This is a genomic window from Pseudomonas wadenswilerensis (assembly GCF_900497695.1).
Lineage (GTDB): Bacteria > Pseudomonadota > Gammaproteobacteria > Pseudomonadales > Pseudomonadaceae > Aquipseudomonas > Aquipseudomonas wadenswilerensis.
Genome location: NZ_UIDD01000007.1, coordinates 483227 through 500686 on the forward strand (window position 1 = coordinate 483227; position 17460 = coordinate 500686).

20 protein-coding genes and 5 pseudogenes are annotated in these 17460 nt (G+C 57.5%); 11 read left to right on the forward strand and 14 right to left on the reverse strand.

Features of this window, described 5'->3' with window-relative positions; translation table 11 throughout:
• Positions 1 to 204 precede the first annotated feature (204 nt).
• The gene (locus CCOS864_RS13295) at positions 205 to 771 is read left to right on the forward strand and encodes an isochorismatase family protein (protein ID WP_115086734.1); all 567 of its coding nucleotides are present in this window, start codon (positions 205 to 207) and stop codon (positions 769 to 771) included.
• 892 nt (positions 772 to 1663) lie between these two features.
• On the opposite strand, the gene CCOS864_RS28235 is transcribed toward CCOS864_RS13295, so the two are convergent.
• On the reverse strand, positions 1664 to 1873 hold the full coding sequence (locus CCOS864_RS28235; protein ID WP_167458890.1) for a hypothetical protein: 210 nt from the start codon (positions 1871 to 1873) through the stop codon (positions 1664 to 1666).
• A 452-nt stretch (positions 1874 to 2325) separates the two neighbouring features.
• Positions 2326 to 2622, reverse strand: coding sequence for a hypothetical protein (locus CCOS864_RS13315; RefSeq protein WP_115086738.1), 297 nt, complete (start codon positions 2620 to 2622; stop codon positions 2326 to 2328).
• A 695-nt stretch (positions 2623 to 3317) separates the two neighbouring features.
• Between CCOS864_RS13315 and CCOS864_RS13320 the strand changes: the two genes are divergently transcribed.
• The 3 genes from CCOS864_RS13320 to CCOS864_RS13330 all read left to right on the forward strand — a co-directional run bounded on the left by CCOS864_RS13320 (position 3318) and on the right by CCOS864_RS13330 (position 4887).
• Positions 3318 to 3740 (forward strand): integrase, encoded by a 423-nt coding sequence (locus CCOS864_RS13320; protein ID WP_115087110.1) that lies wholly within the window; start codon positions 3318 to 3320, stop codon positions 3738 to 3740.
• A 373-nt stretch (positions 3741 to 4113) separates the two neighbouring features.
• Complete coding sequence (locus CCOS864_RS13325; protein ID WP_148708538.1) at positions 4114 to 4470, forward strand: hypothetical protein; 357 nt, start codon at positions 4114 to 4116, stop codon at positions 4468 to 4470.
• Positions 4471 to 4569: 99 nt separating this feature from the next.
• On the forward strand, positions 4570 to 4887 hold the full coding sequence (locus CCOS864_RS13330) for a hypothetical protein (protein WP_148708539.1): 318 nt from the start codon (positions 4570 to 4572) through the stop codon (positions 4885 to 4887).
• A 7-nt stretch (positions 4888 to 4894) separates the two neighbouring features.
• Here the strand turns inward: CCOS864_RS13330 and CCOS864_RS13335 are convergent, their stop codons facing one another.
• Positions 4895 to 5104, reverse strand: coding sequence for a hypothetical protein (locus tag CCOS864_RS13335; protein WP_115086741.1), 210 nt, complete (start codon positions 5102 to 5104; stop codon positions 4895 to 4897).
• Positions 5105 to 5225: 121 nt separating this feature from the next.
• Positions 5226 to 5717: a hypothetical protein gene (locus CCOS864_RS28040; protein WP_148708540.1), complete on the reverse strand. Its 492-nt coding sequence runs from the start codon at positions 5715 to 5717 to the stop codon at positions 5226 to 5228.
• 85 nt (positions 5718 to 5802) lie between these two features.
• Here CCOS864_RS28040 and CCOS864_RS13340 point away from each other — a divergent pair, with 85 nt between their 5' ends.
• Positions 5803 to 6702 (forward strand): LysR substrate-binding domain-containing protein, encoded by a 900-nt coding sequence (locus tag CCOS864_RS13340; protein ID WP_115086742.1) that lies wholly within the window; start codon positions 5803 to 5805, stop codon positions 6700 to 6702.
• 86 nt (positions 6703 to 6788) lie between these two features.
• Here the strand turns inward: CCOS864_RS13340 and CCOS864_RS13345 are convergent.
• A pseudogene (locus CCOS864_RS13345) lies at positions 6789 to 6905 on the reverse strand (lysis protein); the annotation flags it as partial.
• A gap of 78 nt (positions 6906 to 6983) precedes the next feature.
• Here CCOS864_RS13345 and CCOS864_RS13350 point away from each other — a divergent pair.
• Positions 6984 to 7955 (forward strand): fimbrial protein, encoded by a 972-nt coding sequence (locus CCOS864_RS13350; protein WP_167458891.1) that lies wholly within the window; start codon positions 6984 to 6986, stop codon positions 7953 to 7955.
• Positions 7956 to 8216: 261 nt separating this feature from the next.
• Entirely contained in the window at positions 8217 to 8882 is a 666-nt protein-coding gene (locus CCOS864_RS13355; protein WP_115086743.1) for an SOS response-associated peptidase family protein, read from the forward strand.
• 62 nt (positions 8883 to 8944) lie between these two features.
• Here CCOS864_RS13355 and CCOS864_RS28045 read toward each other — a convergent pair whose 3' ends face one another.
• From CCOS864_RS28045 to CCOS864_RS28455, 5 genes and pseudogenes are all read right to left on the reverse strand, one after another.
• Entirely contained in the window at positions 8945 to 9409 is a 465-nt protein-coding gene (locus CCOS864_RS28045) for a hypothetical protein (RefSeq protein ID WP_148708541.1), read from the reverse strand.
• A 165-nt stretch (positions 9410 to 9574) separates the two neighbouring features.
• Positions 9575 to 9712 (reverse strand): annotated as a pseudogene (locus tag CCOS864_RS28445) (lysis protein); the annotation flags it as partial.
• A 16-nt stretch (positions 9713 to 9728) separates the two neighbouring features.
• Positions 9729 to 9914, reverse strand: coding sequence for a hypothetical protein (locus tag CCOS864_RS28450; protein ID WP_115087112.1), 186 nt, complete (start codon positions 9912 to 9914; stop codon positions 9729 to 9731).
• Between the two features lie 232 nt (positions 9915 to 10146).
• Positions 10147 to 10695, reverse strand: a complete 549-nt coding sequence (locus CCOS864_RS13370; protein WP_115086744.1) for a hypothetical protein — start codon at positions 10693 to 10695, stop codon at positions 10147 to 10149.
• Between the two features lie 218 nt (positions 10696 to 10913).
• Positions 10914 to 11179 (reverse strand): annotated as a pseudogene (locus tag CCOS864_RS28455) (lysis protein); the annotation flags it as partial.
• Here CCOS864_RS28455 and CCOS864_RS28460 point away from each other — a divergent pair.
• Positions 11172 to 11324: pseudogene (locus CCOS864_RS28460) on the forward strand (DUF159 family protein); the annotation flags it as partial. The pseudogenes CCOS864_RS28455 and CCOS864_RS28460 sit on opposite strands and share 8 nt — an antisense overlap.
• 148 nt (positions 11325 to 11472) lie before the next feature.
• Positions 11473 to 11790, forward strand: a complete 318-nt coding sequence (locus CCOS864_RS13385) for a DUF2388 domain-containing protein (protein WP_338068375.1) — start codon at positions 11473 to 11475, stop codon at positions 11788 to 11790.
• Between the two features lie 17 nt (positions 11791 to 11807).
• Here CCOS864_RS13385 and CCOS864_RS13390 read toward each other — a convergent pair whose 3' ends face one another.
• Genes CCOS864_RS13390 through CCOS864_RS13405 form a run of 4 tightly spaced genes read right to left on the reverse strand, consistent with a single transcriptional unit; the run spans position 11808 to position 14666 of the window.
• Positions 11808 to 12314: a DUF2514 family protein gene (locus tag CCOS864_RS13390; protein WP_115086746.1), complete on the reverse strand. Its 507-nt coding sequence runs from the start codon at positions 12312 to 12314 to the stop codon at positions 11808 to 11810.
• On the reverse strand, positions 12311 to 12931 hold the full coding sequence (locus tag CCOS864_RS13395) for a glycoside hydrolase family 19 protein (RefSeq protein ID WP_115086747.1): 621 nt from the start codon (positions 12929 to 12931) through the stop codon (positions 12311 to 12313). Before CCOS864_RS13395 ends, CCOS864_RS13390 begins: the two co-directional genes overlap by 4 nt.
• 53 nt (positions 12932 to 12984) lie before the next feature.
• Positions 12985 to 13596 (reverse strand): tail fiber assembly protein, encoded by a 612-nt coding sequence (locus CCOS864_RS13400; RefSeq protein ID WP_115086748.1) that lies wholly within the window; start codon positions 13594 to 13596, stop codon positions 12985 to 12987.
• 11 nt (positions 13597 to 13607) lie between these two features.
• Positions 13608 to 14666 (reverse strand): phage tail protein, encoded by a 1059-nt coding sequence (locus CCOS864_RS13405; protein WP_244211916.1) that lies wholly within the window; start codon positions 14664 to 14666, stop codon positions 13608 to 13610.
• Between the two features lie 9 nt (positions 14667 to 14675).
• Here CCOS864_RS13405 and CCOS864_RS13410 point away from each other — a divergent pair.
• Both CCOS864_RS13410 and CCOS864_RS13415 read left to right on the forward strand, forming a co-directional pair.
• Positions 14676 to 15788 (forward strand): annotated as a pseudogene (locus CCOS864_RS13410) (tyrosine-type recombinase/integrase); the annotation flags it as partial.
• A gap of 20 nt (positions 15789 to 15808) precedes the next feature.
• Positions 15809 to 17395, forward strand: a complete 1587-nt coding sequence (locus tag CCOS864_RS13415; RefSeq protein WP_115086750.1) for an ABC-F family ATPase — start codon at positions 15809 to 15811, stop codon at positions 17393 to 17395.
• The last annotated feature ends 65 nt before the right edge of the window (positions 17396 to 17460 follow it).

Sequence of the window (17460 nt, forward strand, 5' to 3'; positions counted from 1 at the left end):
AGGATGATGGGCTAAGTGCCCTGCCTTGAACGCTCGACAGCACGGGCAAGGAAGAACTGACGGGAGATCTCAGTCGGTTGCGCGACACCGGACACCCCAAAGCACTCCAAAAGCGATATTCGGCAACATCATGACCGCGAACATGCCCCAAAACCTCGTTTCAGCACACTGGGCTGGTGCACTACTCAAAGGAGATGAGATGGCATGAAAGATCAATCTGGCCCTATCCCACTTGTTATCCTTGACGTCCAAGATGCCATTGATCGGCCGAACTGGGATGGCAAAAATAATCCTGACTATTTGCTGGTCATCCTACGCCTTCTCAATCACTGGCGATTGATCGGTTGGCCGGTTCTTCACGTGAAGCACGATGAGCAGACTCCTACATCCAGCTATTACGTCCATGGCCCATGGAATGGCATTAAGAAGGACGTCGCCCCTATAAAGGGAGAAACCATCATCACCAAACAGGAAAACTGCGCTTTCATTGGCACCGAACTAGACGCCATTCTTAAACGGATGCAGATTACGCGATTGGTGCTGACGGGTGTTGTCATTCACAACAGCATGGATGCCACAGTCCGTGCGGGAAAAGCACTCGGATACAGCATCATCCTTCCCTCAGACGCCACGACAGCTGTGCCCGTCATTGGGGCGCATGGAAAGTCATGGGACGCCATAACTGTCCATGAATTGACCTTGGCTATATTGGGTGATGAGTATGCCGATGTCATGTCATCGGATGAAGTGGTCGCTCAGTTCACCCTATGAAGTTATCTGCCGCCATGCACGGCGTGGGTTGACTATTCTCTGCGACTTCTCTTCCACCCTGAATAGGTCATGGCGACACCAATAACCAGAAGAGAAATCACGGGAATATCAATTCTCTTCGACCTCAGAAAAAAGTTTATGGCCATCCCTGTCCCGGCCAGCAAAAGCAGAAGACCGGATACAAATGAGGAGCGATTAAAAGCCTTGTCCATAGCGAACTTCTCCTAAAACGTTACGCATTGATTGGGGCTGATCGCTTGACGCGCAGGGCCTTTAATCCAAGCGTTGGCATAGAGCCAATGTGCCGGGCGAACGAGTAAAAATTAACCGAGGCTTTGCCCGGAATCTTTAGGACAAGCCTGAAAAATTCAAAAAGTACCTGTCTTGCGATGAGCGACGGACAGCCGAACCACTTGCGTCCCCCTATCCATGGCAGCGGCGAGACTCCATTCCAGACCAAGGCAACCATCCGTGGCCATGAACTGGAGGGCAGTGTCAGGGCGGCCTGTGGGTGTCGGAGCGCGAGTGGCTGGGGCGTAGCCATGATCGCCACAATCGCCCCGCCCATCCCCGCCGTGAAGTACGCGGCGGCCATGGCCACGTCCACTGGTCAGCCTGGGGCGTGTATTGCGCAAACAAGCGTCTACTAGTGGTCATGCCCTCTGGCTCTACAAACAAGAAGCCAATCGAGGTGTGCCACCCATGAGACGCATCCAGAAGATCACCCAGCAGCGCCGTCGGCAACTGCATGTTCACTTGCCGCCAAGCGGATTAAAGGAGGCGTCACATGGCGATGGACCAGGCCGAGCGCGACCGGCGCAGGCGCGAGAAGTCCGCGAAGCTGCAGGAAGAAGACCTGCGCTTGAAGGTTCGACCAGGGACTAAGCAGGCCCTAGAATGGGTCAGGCTGATATCCGGCCAGATTTTCATTCAGAGACGAAGCTATCTCCTTCGCCTTTTCAATGCTTGTACCTGGGCGACGCTCAAAAGTCAGCGGCGCTTTCGGAAACGTTGGGATTTCATCAAGCGCCTCCCCGCTCTGGGAGGGAATACCATTTCCGCTTTCCTTAACGATGAATTTGACGCGAGTCTTGTAGGCCATTCTCGCTCCTTGACCCGGCCCCATGCCGATCCCCCGTAATACCCCATCCCAAACCACATTGCCACCATGCCGCATCCGGCCACGGAGGACGGCGCATGCATGGAGAAAGCCACGAGCTGCTACAACTGCGACTACGTTCGCCGCCACTACAATGTGCCGGCCGAGATCGAGCGCCGCGCAATTGCCAACGGCGAGCCTGGAGTGGTCATACGGCGAAATGGCCGAGAAGCTACCGCTGAAGGAATGGAAAGTCATCCCGCCCTGGTGCGACTGGTTCAACGTCGAACACTGGGTTGGCGACGACCACCACTGGGTGCAACAGGTATGGGGCGCGACGCGCTCGCAGGCGAAGTACCTGGCCTACCAAGAGTTGCAGGACAAGCAAGGCGATGTGTTACTTCAAAGCACGGCTTGCCTGCCCCTCGTCTGCTACCCGCCAGCACACTGGTATATCAGTCCTGATCTGTCAGCTCGCACACTCCATTCGCACCACCCTTGCCGGTGTACGACACATCGGGCGAGCCATCGGGCTTGATGGTGAGCGAGATAGTTACCCCGCTGCCTTTGGCCTCGAAATAGTTGTCGTTGAATTTCTTCAGCTTCGCCTCTTTGCCATTGATGTAGATCGGGCCGCCTTCATCGGCATGCACCTCAATGTTTCCTGGGCAAGTTGCATTCACCAGTGGGATGTCCGCATTGGCAATGCCGGCGACGGAAACCAGCAAAGCGCCCAACAGTAGCTGCTTCATCGAATCACCTGCTGCTTATCGACCAGGGACAGTCACCTGACGTAGAAGATGAATATTGATATCAATCTTCGTTATCCAAGGTAGTTGCTTATTCACCGCTCGCATCGCCAGGTAGGTCCTCGTTCTGTCCTTATCGAGCCGCCACTCTCCTCTCAGGATCTGTTGGACTAAGAACCTCGGAACTCCGTAGTAGCCACACGCGGGGCAATCAACTTCGACAAATACAGCAGCTGTAGACAGTGCCCTCGCCTTCTCACCGCAGATTAAGCATTCCATGCTTCACCCGTTGTTTGTGCCAAAAAATCTCAATTTTAGTCGCTTCTCAGCGAGGTATCTCCATGCCCACAGAAAACCGATCCAGCAATACCGAACAGATGGTCAGCGTGCCGTGTGAGCAACTGACCGAGTGGCGGGTCGCTCCTTCCCAGAGTTGGCCCAGGCCATCCGCGCATTACCGCTGCCGCAGTAGCTTTTGATGCAAGGAGTACATTTGCACCCCTCCCGCTTTAACCCCTCTCCCCTCTATTGAACAGCCGTGATATGGCGGCAAGGACGAAGTCATGTCTGAAGAAAAAGTGGTGATGTACGAATCCTCTGAAGCCACCAGCATCCGGACCGTGACAGGTTGGGTCGATCCTTCCGGCCGATTCTGGGGTAACGATGAACACGCCGAAGCATCCGGCGCATTATCGTCGATGGCCGGCCAGAAGACCGAACCAAGACAAAGCACCACCGGGTTTATCCTGCTCAATGAGCGCGCGCTCCACGCCCTGCGCCCGGCCCGGCGCCCGGCCGATCTGCGTCGGATTGCTTCGAAGTCCGCGACTCCCACCAGCCCATTTGTGTTCCAACCGGGCAAAGGCGGGATGTGGATCAGAGAGCCAAGTGTTACAATCAAGCACTTCAAGCTCGCGCTCAAGGCGCTGGGCATCCGTGAACGTCGGCAGTACGACACGCGCCACACCTACGCAACCATGTGCCTGATGGCTGGGATGAACCCCGCGTTCATCGCGAACCAGCTCGGCCATAGCGTCGAGATGTTGCTCTCTACTTACGCAAAATGGATCAGCTCCTCCTCGGATTGGAGGGAGCTGGAGAAGCTGCCGGCTAGCGTCTGATCGGCCCAGAATTGGCCCCGATCAGGCGACGGCACCTAAACACACCTCTGGAACCCCCGCAGGATAAGCACTTGATTTCTACCGCTAACATCACCATGCGCTATAAAAGAGGTGTTAGCGGGTTCCAGTGAGTAGGTTTTACTGGGTTAAACCCCTCACGCCTACCCACTGAAACACACCTGCTGGTCCGTAAATTGGTCCGGCAGGATATCCCCCTCCCTCATGCCGTTTCGACATATCACGGCGTCCTGCCGAACGAACACAATCCCCCTCCTCCTACAGTTCGTCAAATAAATAACCTGGCACCTTCAAGCCCGAAAAATATGCACTACTGTATATTCCCTGCACCGTCCAAATGGCCAGGGAAATTGTCATGACAGGGAATCACATAGCTATCTGTGCGATGTTTGCCGTCTGTTCATCGGCCGTTGCAGGAACCCTTACAGTGCCGTCTGACCCAGATGCCCAGTATTCGATCATCAGCGTTTCTGAAACCGACGCAGGTCTCGAAGTGACTACGCAAAGGAAAGGCATCAGCGGCTTCAGCTATTCCAAGCGCGAATTCGATTGCGCGAACCGCAAGGTGTTGTTTATGGGCTCGAGCACCTCTGTTGCCGATCTCGAGAATGTTAAAGCAGACGATGAGGCAACGCCGTGGTTCAAGGGTTCGCTAGCCCGAGCCATTTCCGATGTGGTGTGCAGAGATACTGTGGCGGCCGCCAATCAGTAGCACGTCTCGCCCCCTCTGATCTGCAGGTCGTCAGATCGATTAGCTAGAGTCGACCCACATCAATTACTGTACATCCAAACAGCATTGGTGGGTTGCACCGTGATCATCGAAGACGACAGCTTCGCGCTGGGCATGCCCACGCCTGTCCAAATGTTGCGCCAGCATGCGCGCCTGGTCGAAGCCGAGTGCGAGCAATTGCGGCACGAACTCGACCGGGCCCGGGAGAACATCGAAAAGCTGGTGGCCATCCATCAAGCCCAGGCCGTCGAAATCACCAGGCTGAACGCCAGGATCGAGCGCATGACCTGGGAGCTGTCCGACGCACTCGTGGAAAATACAGAGCTGAAGAATCGGCAGATCGGCGGCATTCCTCGCACCTACGGCGGCATGCCGCCGGCGCCAGACGGCCGGAGATAAGTTGAAATTAGTGCAACGAGCGTGCAGGCCCGCCGAGCGACCGCAGCTGGTACTCGGTGACAGCCTGGTACAGCGACTCGGCCTCCAGCCGCAGGCGTTCGACCTCCTGTGCCGGCTGGCCGGCGTCCTGGGCGGCGTGGTAGCGTCGCTGCGCATTGATGGCCTGTTGTATCAGCGGCTCTCCCGCCTCGATAACTCCCACCAGGGTCTTCTTCACACTGCTGCTCCGGATATTTGGTCAGCGCAGTATAGGCCAACGGCTATTCAGGCTTCGCTATGGATCAACCAGATCAGCGACGACCACCAGTTTCACCTTCCGGCCAAAAGAATCCGTTCGATCAAGGACGGTTTCCGGTCAAATCTTCGCACAAGGCGGTCTGTGTCCCAGCTTGATGAGCGGCAAATTCCTCAGTTCCAAACCTCTGTAGCTCCATGCCGATATTACTCAGTCTCTCCAAGCGGGCGCTTTCTCCCAAGACATAAGGCTCCTGGTCTTTACGCGGAAGAAAACCCTGATGCATTCGTACCTCAAAAATTGTCCGTGAAACCCCGTTGATAATTTCTACAAAGGATGTCGAAACCGGTGAGCGCTGAACGTTTGCCTGATGTACCACGGCCCCCGCTTCCGTTCCTCGAATCCTGAGCAATGCACATTCTTTTCCAGGTGAGCCAGACATGACCAGTTCAACGGTGACGCCTCCATTCCCTTCATAACCTCGTACGATTGGCCTTTCCAAGCTCGAGGCGGCATAACAATAATTGCCCGCCCAAAGCCCTGCCACTTGAGCGATGAACACCAATGGCGAAATGAGCGCTTTCAAACACGACATGCTGCTATCTCAATAAATATGGCAGCGCAGCATAGAAACCCCCGGGCTGTTGACCTATAGCACTACCTATCCATAAGCTGTGCATATGACGTACAGCTCAGACGATATTTTCCCTCCTTTCGAAGCCCTGCAAGCTGCCCTTGCCGCCGCCAGTACAGGTTCCTTCACTGCTGCAGCAGCGGAACTGGAAGTTACACATGCGACCATCAGCCGACGTGTGGAAATGGCTGAAAAATGGTTTCAATGCTCCCTGTTCGACCGCCATGCGCGCGGTGTCACCGTGACGGCCACTGGACAAATCGCGCTGGCCAAAGTCGCCCATGCCTTTGACCAACTGAAACAAGCGCGACAGCCCCGGCCCGTCGGCCATACCTTGCCCATCGTCAAATTGGCCACTACGCCGTCCTTCGCGCGTTTCTGGTTGATCCCGCGCCTGACCGAACTCGAAGGTACGACTCAGGATTTACGTATCGAACTGGTCACCTCTGCATTGAATGCCAGCCTTTCCTCAGGGGAGGTCGATCTGGCCATCAGATACGGGCGCGGACAATGGAATGACGGAGACGAGGAGCCACTATTCGAGGAGTCGCTTTGCCCCGTGGTGTCACCCGAAGTTCTCGCCATGAACGAACAGCCGTTGTCTTTAATACAGGATACTGCGCTGCTACACACCGGCGACACGACACTGTGGCGAGCGTGGATGAGCCATCATGGCAAACGCCTGACTTCGAAGCCCATCGACAGGGTGATGGGTGACTACGCCCAGGCAATCGAAGCCGCCCGCTCAGGATTGGGCATCGCACTTTGGAATCCGACGATTCACTCTCTTGATGCATTCAACGGACAATTGGTCGCGTTGAACGAATTGAGCTGCCCAAGCCCGCTGAGATTCTTCCTGCTGTCGAAGCCTGGACCGGCTCATACACCGCCAATGAGGGTTCGGTCGAGGCTTCTCCGGTTATTGAGTACAGGCTTCCCCTTTTGAAACCAAGGGACGCAGACGTCCCTTTCGTACTGATTCAGGTTCTCCAATGAAGGGCAGCAATGGGTCGAAAGCAGTCTTTTTACAGCTTACCTCCCGATACCTCGTGCCACTCGTAGGGCAATCAATCCTTGATCGCCGTCGTCAGTGATGGCGACAATTCGTTGAGCCGCCGCTGAGTCAAGTTCGCCTCGCGCGGCTCTATGATTCAGAATCGCCTGATGTCCATTGATACTTTGACTGATTAGGCTGCAACGCTCCTTCCGCCCCGTGTAGCCCTCTTCATGAAGCATTTGACTCTACAGAATCCCCTGCTCGGCATTGTCGCGACGACGTTGCTGGCCTGCGCGTCGGACGCGATAGCGGCGAATTGCACATTCAACTCTTCCCCCACCACTCAAAGCCTCAACTTCGGCGCAGGCCTGGCCAGTGGTGGCCTGACAATCCCCGCCGACACGCCGGATGGCACAGTGGTCTACCAGGACACCGCGCAGCAATCGACATCGCACAGTTGGTCGTGCAATTCGACCTCGCAATATGGCGTGGCAGTAAATCCAGCGCTAGGCACCCCGGCCAGTAACGCAACGACCTTCCCCTTAGGTAAAACGGGGCTCTCGTTCCGTATCTGGATGGACATGTTAAGTCGATATGAGCCTTCTTTATTTGCGATCAGCCCAAAAGGCTATGGTATTGCATCCGGCACGGTCCGCCTGGAAATCATCAAGTCAGGCCCATTGGCATCGCAAGTCAATATTGCTGCCGGTAATCTGGGCAACCTGCAATCAGGCGAGCTGATTCTGAATAAATTCAACCTGGCCAATGCTCTGGTAGTGAATGCTGCCTCCTGCCAGACTCCTGCCGTCTCCGTAGCCATGGGTGACGACTATCAACTCCACGAATTTCGCGAGGCTGGCGCCAAGCCGCGAACGGTGCCTTTCGACATTGCCTTGAATCAATGCCAGACCGGCATCAAGAAAGTGACCTACTCGCTCAAGGCCAACACCCCGGTCATCGACGGCCCGAACGGCATTGTTGCGCTCAACGCCGGGTCCACGGCTAAAGGCATCGGCCTGCAATTGATGAATGCACTCGGCCAGCCAATCGCACTCAATACCAGCTACCCGTTCGACGCCTTCACCACGACCGGCCTCAACTTCAAGATTCCGCTGTCCGCAGCCTACTACCGCCTGGGCACTGAAGAACTCCAGGCGGGCAGCGCCAACTCCGAAGTGACCTTTATCGTGAATTACCTGTGAGGCATTCAAGGAGCGTCTGACTTTCGCGGCGCCCTGCTGCCCTACGGCCGAGATTAGATTCGAACGCAGCTGATACTCGTTGGCAGTCTGGTAACGCCGCTGCGCATCGATGGCCTGCTGAATCAGCGGCTCGCCGGCCTCGATTACTCCCGTCAGAGTCTTCTTCACGCTCTGCCACTCCGGTGGTTTAGTCAAAGGAGTATAGGCCGTCCTTTGACTTTGAACGGCTACGGAGGCTGAGGGCATTGGGGAGTGAGATCTATGTGCGGAAGACTGAGCCAGTACCACCGCATCCACGACTTCGTCGATGCCCTGAGCATACCCTGCCCGCTTGCCAATAGCGTCGGCGACCAACCGCTTGAGCGGTACAACGTGGCGCCAACCACCCGGGTAGCACTGCTACGCCTCGAGGATGGAGTGCTCCATGCCGATCTGGTGCGTTGGGGTTGGCGGCCGCACTGGGCCAAGGACCGCGCCGCACCGATCAATGCCCGGGTCGAGAAGGTAGCGCACGGTGCGTTCTTCCGTGCGATTTGGCCGCATCGAGCGATAACGCCAGTCGACGGGTGGTATGAGTGGGTTGATGAGGGGAGACCGAAGAAGCAGCCCTATTACATCCGGAGGCGAGACGGGCAACCATCGCTATGCGCAAGCATTGGCCAGTTCACTGGTCACGAGCATGACGGATTCGGGATCATCACCGCCGATGCCCAGGGTGGGATGGTTGATGTACACGATCGCCGGCCTGTCGTGCTGTCGTCCGAACTTGCACGGCAGTGGGCCGGCCTGACAATGCCAAAGGAGCAAACCGAGCAGTTGGTCTTGAACCTTGGCGAGGGACCAGAGACATTTGAGTGGAACCGTGTTGGAGTTGCTGTGGGCAACACGCGAAACCAAGGTGTCCACCTGCTAGACTCAACAAGATGATTCCAGATAAAACTAGACCCCCCCAGACACTTGAACATGTCCAGGGGCAGAGCGAAAGATTATTATTTAAACGTAACAACAATAGGGGAAGGCTCACCAGGCATACCAGGAGTGCCAGATGTTGAACAGCCTCCATTATTGCAAGTGATAGTCGCGGACAACCCAAGAGAAGGGACAACTTTCGTATACCACGTACCACCGTCCTTTATATGCCTAAAAGTCAAATTGCCAAGCCTGATGCCTTTATCGTCTTCTACAGCCCAGCTGATTTCCTTTGGCCCATTCGTGCAAAGGCTAAAAATGTTATCTGAGTCCGTCATTCCGAATGAAACATCTCCCTGAGGCGGAACGGTATAGGCACTACCGTTCTTCGGACCGTACATACACTGGCTGCCGATTTGCCTCACGTACTTTGTCTGATTACTCGCATTCTTGAAGTGCACCGTATAGTCTTGCTTCGCCATAACTTGCGAAGAAGCGAGCATGACAAATGAAACAAGCGCAGCACTTGAGAATAGGTTTTTCATGAAAACTCCATGTTTTTGAATCTTCCATTAGTAAGAACAAGCCTCATGCGCACCGTGACGGTCGAATGCGAAAAGCCACTATAGACAGTAAGGTTTCTCTGATCAAGCAAGCACAGGGCGTTTGTCCTGTACTGAAATGGCCCTACGTTAAAATCCGGTGGTTTATTAACGCTTTAGAGCCAGGATATAGTCCTGGCATGCAGTCAGTGCGATCAGTCCTTGGTCGCCGTCACCGGTGATTCTGATAACTCGTTGAGCATGCGCTGGGTCAAGTTCGCCTCGCGCGGCTCCATGAACCACGCCGCAGGTGTCGGACTATTCAATGGAGTGAGCGCGCCGGTCCACCAAGCGCTCGGAGCTGATACTCAGTGACCGCCTGGTACAAGGACTCGGCCTCCAGCCGCAGGCGTTCGACTTCCTTTGCTGGTTGACCGGCATCCTGGGCTGCATGGTAGCGGCGTAGCGCATCGATGGCTTGCTGAATCAGCGGCTCACCCGCCTCGATAACTCCGTCAGGGTCTTCTTCACGCTGCTGCCCCGGTTATTTGACCAGAGCAGTATAGGTCAACGGCCATTCGGGCTTCGCTACGGATCAATCAGATCAGCGACGACCACCAGTGTCACCTTCCGGCCAGAAGCGGACATTCGATGCGGACAAGGATGGAGACGACTTCTTGCTCTCGATTTCAGGACGCAACAACACAGCATGCATTCCCGCTAGCAAATTAACGGATCGTTTACTCGGGAATTCCGGTCAACGTATGCACTACACGCATTGCACAAGGCGGTCGAGCCCCTTGCGGGTCGAGCTGTTCGCATTTCTTCAGCAGCGGATAGGCATCGGCAAACTTCATAGCCGCTACTTGTTCGGCGTGCTGCTGCGAAACAAAGCAGTGCTCGAACCGGAAGGCGGCATACACCTCGGGCAGCAGTGCCGGATAATCGTAAACCTCGTCGACGATACTCTTTAGCATCTGGGACATCTGCCCGTTGGCCGCGGGGGAAATCCTGGTGAGCAGATCATCCTTGGCGACGCCCGCTTGCCTGGCCGCAATAGCTTCCTTCGACGCACCGATGGATGCCTGCATTCCCTGCGGAAACGGACAATCAGACGCCGCCAATGCCGAGGCCATGCAACTCAGTAAAGTGAAAACAGCAGCCATCCTTGTCATGGAATTTCCTTGTTTGTAGCAAGCATTGTTGAAATAAGCTGCGGATTCTAACCGATACCAGTTGATGATGCGCTCCATTGACCTGGTCCGCTCCTTGTGAAAGCGGTCATTCATGACCGGCTGCTTTCGACCCAGAGCTGTCGGTGTATGGCGTCCAGGTGGGAGCGGGCTTGCCCCGCGATTCTGACTCTGAAAATTGACTGTCATGCTGCCATGAGCCTATCGCGGGACAAGCCCGCTCCCACCGTCTGAAGGCCGCTTCTGGCCGGTTGCCGCCCTTCCCGAACGGCAGCTCTGGGTCGAAAGCTGCCTCAGAGTTTTGCCCTTCCAGCTCATCGGCCGGTGTCTCGGACGCAGTCCTGGCATGCTCGCAAGGCAATCAATCCCTGGTCACCGGCATCGGTGATGGCGACAATTCGTTGAGCAGCCGCTGGGTCAAGTTCGCCTCGCGCGGCTCCATAAACCACGCCGCCGGGGGCGGTGGTGGCTGACACCCCACAGCCACTACCCTGGACTGGGGCGGCGAGTAGGACGACAGCCGGAGATCAAAAGTAGCGAGGCGATCGCGAAGGCGAGCCTGGGTTGCTAGAGCATTGGAGTGGATGACGACGGGCATGCCGAGCGAGCAGGTTGAGCAGATGGCACTCAACCAGGGAGAGCCGGCCGAGGCCTTCGAGTGGTTTAAGGTAAACACCGCCCTCGGCAACGTCAGGAATCGCGGAGCGGAACTGATAGGGCCATGACCAAGCCCACTGCTGGTGATGCGGCAAACAACGGCTGATCACTGACAGGCCTCCCCTCCAAGCCCGGGCTTCTTGTGTCAGCCCTCCCTTTTCCCTGCTATGTTGCGCCCTTCAACCAGATGGTAGGAAGTAGTCAGGAATGGATTCAATGAAAACACTGGGCGTGATCTTACTGGCATTGGCCAGCACTACAGTTGTGGCGCACGAGAATAATGATCCAATCGAAAAAGCGATGTTCATCACGACGATTGCTCCCCTCCTTGTTGTTAGCGGAACCACTGCACTAACGATCTATGGCCCTGCGAATATGAAATCGGCAAAGGCTGACGCGCTTGCGTTCATCGGCTCAGATGGCGAGATTCGCGGCGCTCAATTTGAGCAAGCAGTTCGGTACTACCACTCGGCCTATGGCCAGCCGCACATGACCGATGAACAGCTGGCCCTGGCAATCGCAACTTCGCTCTGAAGGCTGCCCTCCTAGTATCATCCCCCGAGTCCATCATAGGCCTGCTCACACGTCACTCCCCTGCTCCGGCTTTGATCAGCATCTGCCGCCAGGTCTCCCGCTCGCTGCTCAACGCGCTTGAACAAGTCGGCAAACACCAGGGCGGTGCGGGTTGCTGCCTGGCTTGCGGCGGCAGTGCAGGAATTGCTGCGGCCTTGGGCTGCGAGACGGCCGGCAAGGTCGTCGACTGTACGCTGCAGGCTCCTAGCAGTAGCGCGAGCGGTAACAGCATCAGCTGCAACTTGATCGATTTTCCGTTGGCCATCTTGCACTGCCTTGTTGATTGAGTTCTGCCGGGTCTGCTCTTTTTCACGCTCGGCCTCCTCGGCCAGGGCCCAGGCCTGTTTGTCGCCGCCGTCGCGGATGGCCCAGCGCGCCTGCCACTCGGCATCCATGGTCAAACGGCCATGCTCGTAGGCACCCCAGAACGCCCAGACCACCAGCGCCAGCGATACCGCGGCGCCGATCGTGCGCCCGCTGATCACACCAGCACCTTCAGCGCACGGTCATACAGCGCTTTCCGCTCAGCGGCGCCATGGGGCACACGGCCAGGCTTGCCGGTGTTGATCACGCTGCCGATATCCTGGAAGCGGCCGGCATCGGCTAGTTCGTTCAGTCCGTGGGTCGACCACCACCAGGCGGCGGATATGGCGGCATGCTCCGGCTGCTCGAGCAGTTCAGGCTTCTCCTCCAGCGGCTGGCCCAAGCCCGCGCCAGCGACGGCGTAGTTCGCCCGGCCGGTAAGCTGGATCAGGCCACGCCCACGGTACCGCCAGCCGTCGCCTACGCGAGAGTTACCCATGCGCCCGCTGTACACAGTGTTGGCGATCTTCTCCGGCTGTCGCGCGCAGGCGGCCGCCGACTCCGGAGTGAACCGGCTGGGCCAGGTGCGCACTAACGCTTCGGCGCTGTAGTTCAGGTTCTCCACCAGGTTGCGCAACTGGCCGGACTCATGGCCGACCTGGGCCAAGAACGCAGCCACGCGCACCCGGCTGTCGATCTTGTAGCGGCCCATGGCCCGGTTCAGCGCAGGCAAAAAAATGCCCGCAACTGGGCGGGCGTTCGGGAGGATCTGCAGCAACTGCTGCATTGTAATTGGCATGGACTTCAAACCTCGAATTACAGGAAAGAAAAAAGCCCCGACAGTGCGGGGCTTTATTGGGTGTGTTCCGCCTCTTGTGGCGGCGGCGCGGTGGCATCCTCGGGGCTTGACGGCCAGTCGATCGACAAGGGATAACCGGGCTGCTGATCCAGGCGATTCAGGGCGATGCGGTAGCGCTTCCAGGCCAGCAGCGCTTCCTGCTCATGCGCTGATGCCTCGCCGAGGTCGACCGCATCCTGCAGGGGGGCGATACGCATAGAGGCATTGGCCAGCCTCTCGTCACGAAGGGACAGACCTTTGGTGCGGATGCTCTCCTTCTGCGCGTCAACGTCAAGAACCCAGGCGCTGCCGTCCCAGTAGTGGAAGTCCCCCGGAAAAGGCTGGCGGGTAAGCTCAGGCGGCAATGCACCCAGCGCTTGGTGCTGCTTGGGCTCGCCGGTCGCAACGTCGTAAACCGTGCCTCGGTTGTCCTCGACTAGGGCCCAGGCTTGGCGGGCCAGGTCGCGCACAACGGTATGGCCTGGCACAGGCTCCGGCGGCGAATCGGTATAGGCATAGCCAGGAATCAACCAGTGCTCAGCATCGAGCGGGTCAGGGTCTGCCACTCCCTGGCCGATGTACTCCAGGGTTTGAGGGTGGGCGTTGTAGATAACAGGTGCGTTCATTTGAAGTCTCGTCAATATTTGATGCAAGCGAGCAGCGCAACGTTGCGCGGCCGCGATTCGGTGCCGCCCTCTGCGGAAACGGTGACTGGGTGGACGTGCGCGCCATCGACGCCGACAGTGCCGGTTACCGCGTGGGTATGTACGCCGTCGAGCGCGCCAGTAATCAATGTGCTTACGCCCGTGCCGCCAGAACTACGCCCCGCTAGCACTGCCGGCGCACCGTCTGCCCAGCCCCCGTAAACCGTTTGTGCGTGCGTGTGGCCGCCCGAGGCGGTGGCAAGACCGTTAAAGGGGTGTGCGTGCCCACCAGCTGCACCCGTTGCAGCACCGTGGGTATGCCATGCGTTCTGAGAGCCCTGTACCGATCCAAGCGCACGGCCTGGGTCAACCCCACGACCTTCATCAAGGCAGCGGATAAACTCGCCGCGGAAATCTGGCACGTTGAAAGTAGTGGCGCCATCACCAACGCCACCGAAGGTGCCGACTGCCGCGAACAACGCCGCGTAAGTGGTTCGACTGACTACCGCCCCGTTGGCCTTGAGGAATCCAGGCGGCGGATTAAAGCCGGGGAAGTACACAATGGTTCCAGGGGGCGTGCTGTTATCAAGTCGCGTCCAGCCTGTCCACACCTCCTGAAAGCAAGAACGCGCATAGACCGACACACCTTCGTTGTACTGGATGGCCAGCTGGGAACGATTGCCGTTTGAAGCTACAGAATGAAAAAAAGTCGTGGTGATATGCCAGTAGACGTTAGGCGCCGGGGCGTTGGCATGTCTAGTCAAGATGACCTGATTCACTGCCAAATTAGGGTCCTGCTCGACCGGACCTTGGTTCATGCCACTGGCCGCCGTGAGTGCTGCAGCCAGGCCTGTGATATCCGTCATGGCATGGGTATGCGACATCGCGGCCGCGCCCAGAGAAGAGCGAGCTTGGCTCATATCAGCGGAAGCAAGCAGGCCGCGCATGAACACCGACAGCGGCGCCATAGCAAACTGATCGACCCCGGTGCTGAAAATAATCTGGTTTGCTGCAGTGCTCAGCGCCGCCAGAGACAACAGGGTGTTATCCACCGGCTGCTTACTCGACGCACCGAAACCCTTCCCTACCCCGCGACATCGAAAGGCCTCAAAGCTGCATCCCAGCTTCGCGATCAGGTAATAAGCCTCATCAAGTACGGCCTGCTTGACCAGGACAAATACGCGGAGTTGTTCCCAAACTCCGCCACCGTCGTCGGTGGGGTGCCGGTATTCGGTGAGTACGCTCAGCTGTGGCTGGATAGTCGCGAGATCGTCGACGGCACGCGCAATGGCTACAAGAGCGCGCTCAACCTTTACTGGATGCCGCACCTTGCGCTGGTCCGGATCGACCTGCTGTCAACGACGCGGGTTCGCCAAATCGTCAGCACAACGAAATGGACCTCACCTTCGGTCAAGCGCAACGCACTGGTGAAGCTGTCGACCATCCTCAAGGCAGCCGTGGGTGACGGACTGATACTGCGCAACCCTGCAGAGTCGGTGCAGCTGCCCAAGCGAAGCAGAAAAGAGATCGAACCTTTCACCCTGGACGAGGCAAACCGCATCGTCGCGAGGATGTACGCGGGAAAGCACTGGCCCAGCTCGATCTATGCCGCGTTCTACGAGTTCGTATTTTTCACTGGAATGAGGTTATCCGAAGCGTTGGCCCTTCGTTGGGACGCGGTGGATATTGAGAAGCGAACGGCGCATGTGAAGCGCACCGTTGCATTAGGAAAGGTGGTGGAACGCACCAAGACAGGAAAGGATCGTTTTGTACTGCTAAATGAGCGTGCGCTGCACGCGCTGGAGTTCGCCAGGCAGTATGCGGAGCGGCGCAAGCTGGGCAAAGGAAAGGTGACTGAGACGCCGTACATCTTCCCACCGTCGAAAAACGCAGAATTTGTGCAGCAAACGTCCGATCTGCATCACCAATGGCGGCCAATCCTCAAGGAATTGGGGATCGGCTACCGGCGGCCATACAACTGCCGTCACACCTATGCGACAATATGCTTAATGTCTGGCCTCAACCCCGCATTTATCGCCCAACAGCTCGGGCATAGCGTGCAGATGCTCTTATCGACTTATGCACGTTGGATCAACTCGACCTCGGATTGGCAGGAGCTTGAAAAGCTCCAGATTGGTCTCAAATTGGTCTCAGGCTGTGAAAGCGTCACATAAGTTATTGATAGGTAAGCCCTTTGATCTCCACCGCTAACATCACCATGCAGTTCGGCGCCAAGCCCTTGTTCGAGAACGTCTCGGTCAAGTTCAACAACGGCAACCGCTACGGCCTGATCGGCGCCAACGGCTGCGGCAAGTCGACCTTCATGAAAATCCTCGGCAACGACCTGGAACCGTCCGCCGGCCAGGTCATGCTCGAGCCGAACGTACGCCTGGGCAAGCTGCGCCAGGATCAGTTCGCCTACGAAGAATTCACCGTGATCGACACCGTGATCATGGGCCACGAGGAGCTGTGGAAGGTCAAGGCCGAGCGCGATCGCATCTACTCGCTGCCGGAAATGACCGAAGAAGACGGCATGGCCGTTGCCGAGCTGGAAACCGAGTTCGCCGAGATGGACGGCTACACCGCCGAATCCCGCGCCGGTGAGCTGCTGCTGGGCCTGGGTATCCCGCTGGAACAGCATTTCGGCCCGATGACCGAAGTCGCGCCAGGCTGGAAGCTGCGTGTACTGCTGGCCCAGGCGCTGTTCTCGAACCCGGAAGTGCTGCTGCTCGACGAACCAACCAACCACCTGGACATCAACACCATCCGCTGGCTGGAAAACATTCTCACGGCGCGTAACAGCACCATGATCATCATTTCCCACGACCGGCACTTCCTCAACAGCGTCTGCACCCACATGGCCGACCTGGACTACGGTGAGCTGCGCCTGTTCCCGGGCAACTACGACGAGTACATGACCGCCGCGACCCAGTCGCGCGAGCAGCTGCTGTCGGACAACGCCAAGAAGAAAGCCCAGATCGCCGAGCTGCAGACCTTCGTCAGCCGCTTCTCGGCCAACGCCTCGAAAGCCAAGCAGGCCACTTCGCGGGCCAAGCAGATCGACAAGATCCAGCTGGCCGAGGTCAAGCCATCGAGCCGGGTCAGCCCGTTCATCCGCTTCGAGCAGACCAAAAAACTGCACCGCCAGGCCGTGACCATCGAGAAGATGTCCAAGGGCTTCGACGGCAAGACCCTGTTCGAGAACTTCAGCTTCACCGTTGAAGCCGGCGAGCGCGTGGCGATCATCGGCCCCAACGGTATCGGCAAGACCACCCTGCTGCGCACCCTGGTCGGTGAACTGGCCCCGGATGCCGGTGCGGTGAAATGGACCGAAAGCGCCGAACTGGGCTACTACGCCCAGGACCACGCCCACGACTTCGAAGAAGACCTCAGCCTGTTCGACTGGATGGGCCAGTGGACCCAGGGCGAGCAAGTGATCCGTGGCACCCTGGGGCGCATGCTGTTCTCCAACGACGAGATCCTCAAGTCGGTGAAGGTGATCTCCGGTGGTGAGCAAGGCCGCATGCTGTTCGGCAAGCTGATCCTGCAAAAGCCCAACGTACTGGTGATGGACGAACCGACCAACCACCTGGACATGGAATCGATCGAGGCGCTCAACCTGGCGCTGGAAAACTACCCGGGTACGCTGGTCTTCGTCAGCCACGACCGTGAGTTCGTGTCGTCGCTGGCCACCCGCATCATCGAGCTGAGCCCGAGCGGTGTGGTGGACTTCAGCGGTACCTACGATGACTACCTGCGTAGCCAGGGTGTGGTGATCTGATCCAGACCTGATCGCGGGGCAAGCCCGCTCCTACAATCCTGTAGGAGAGGGCTTGCCCCGCGATG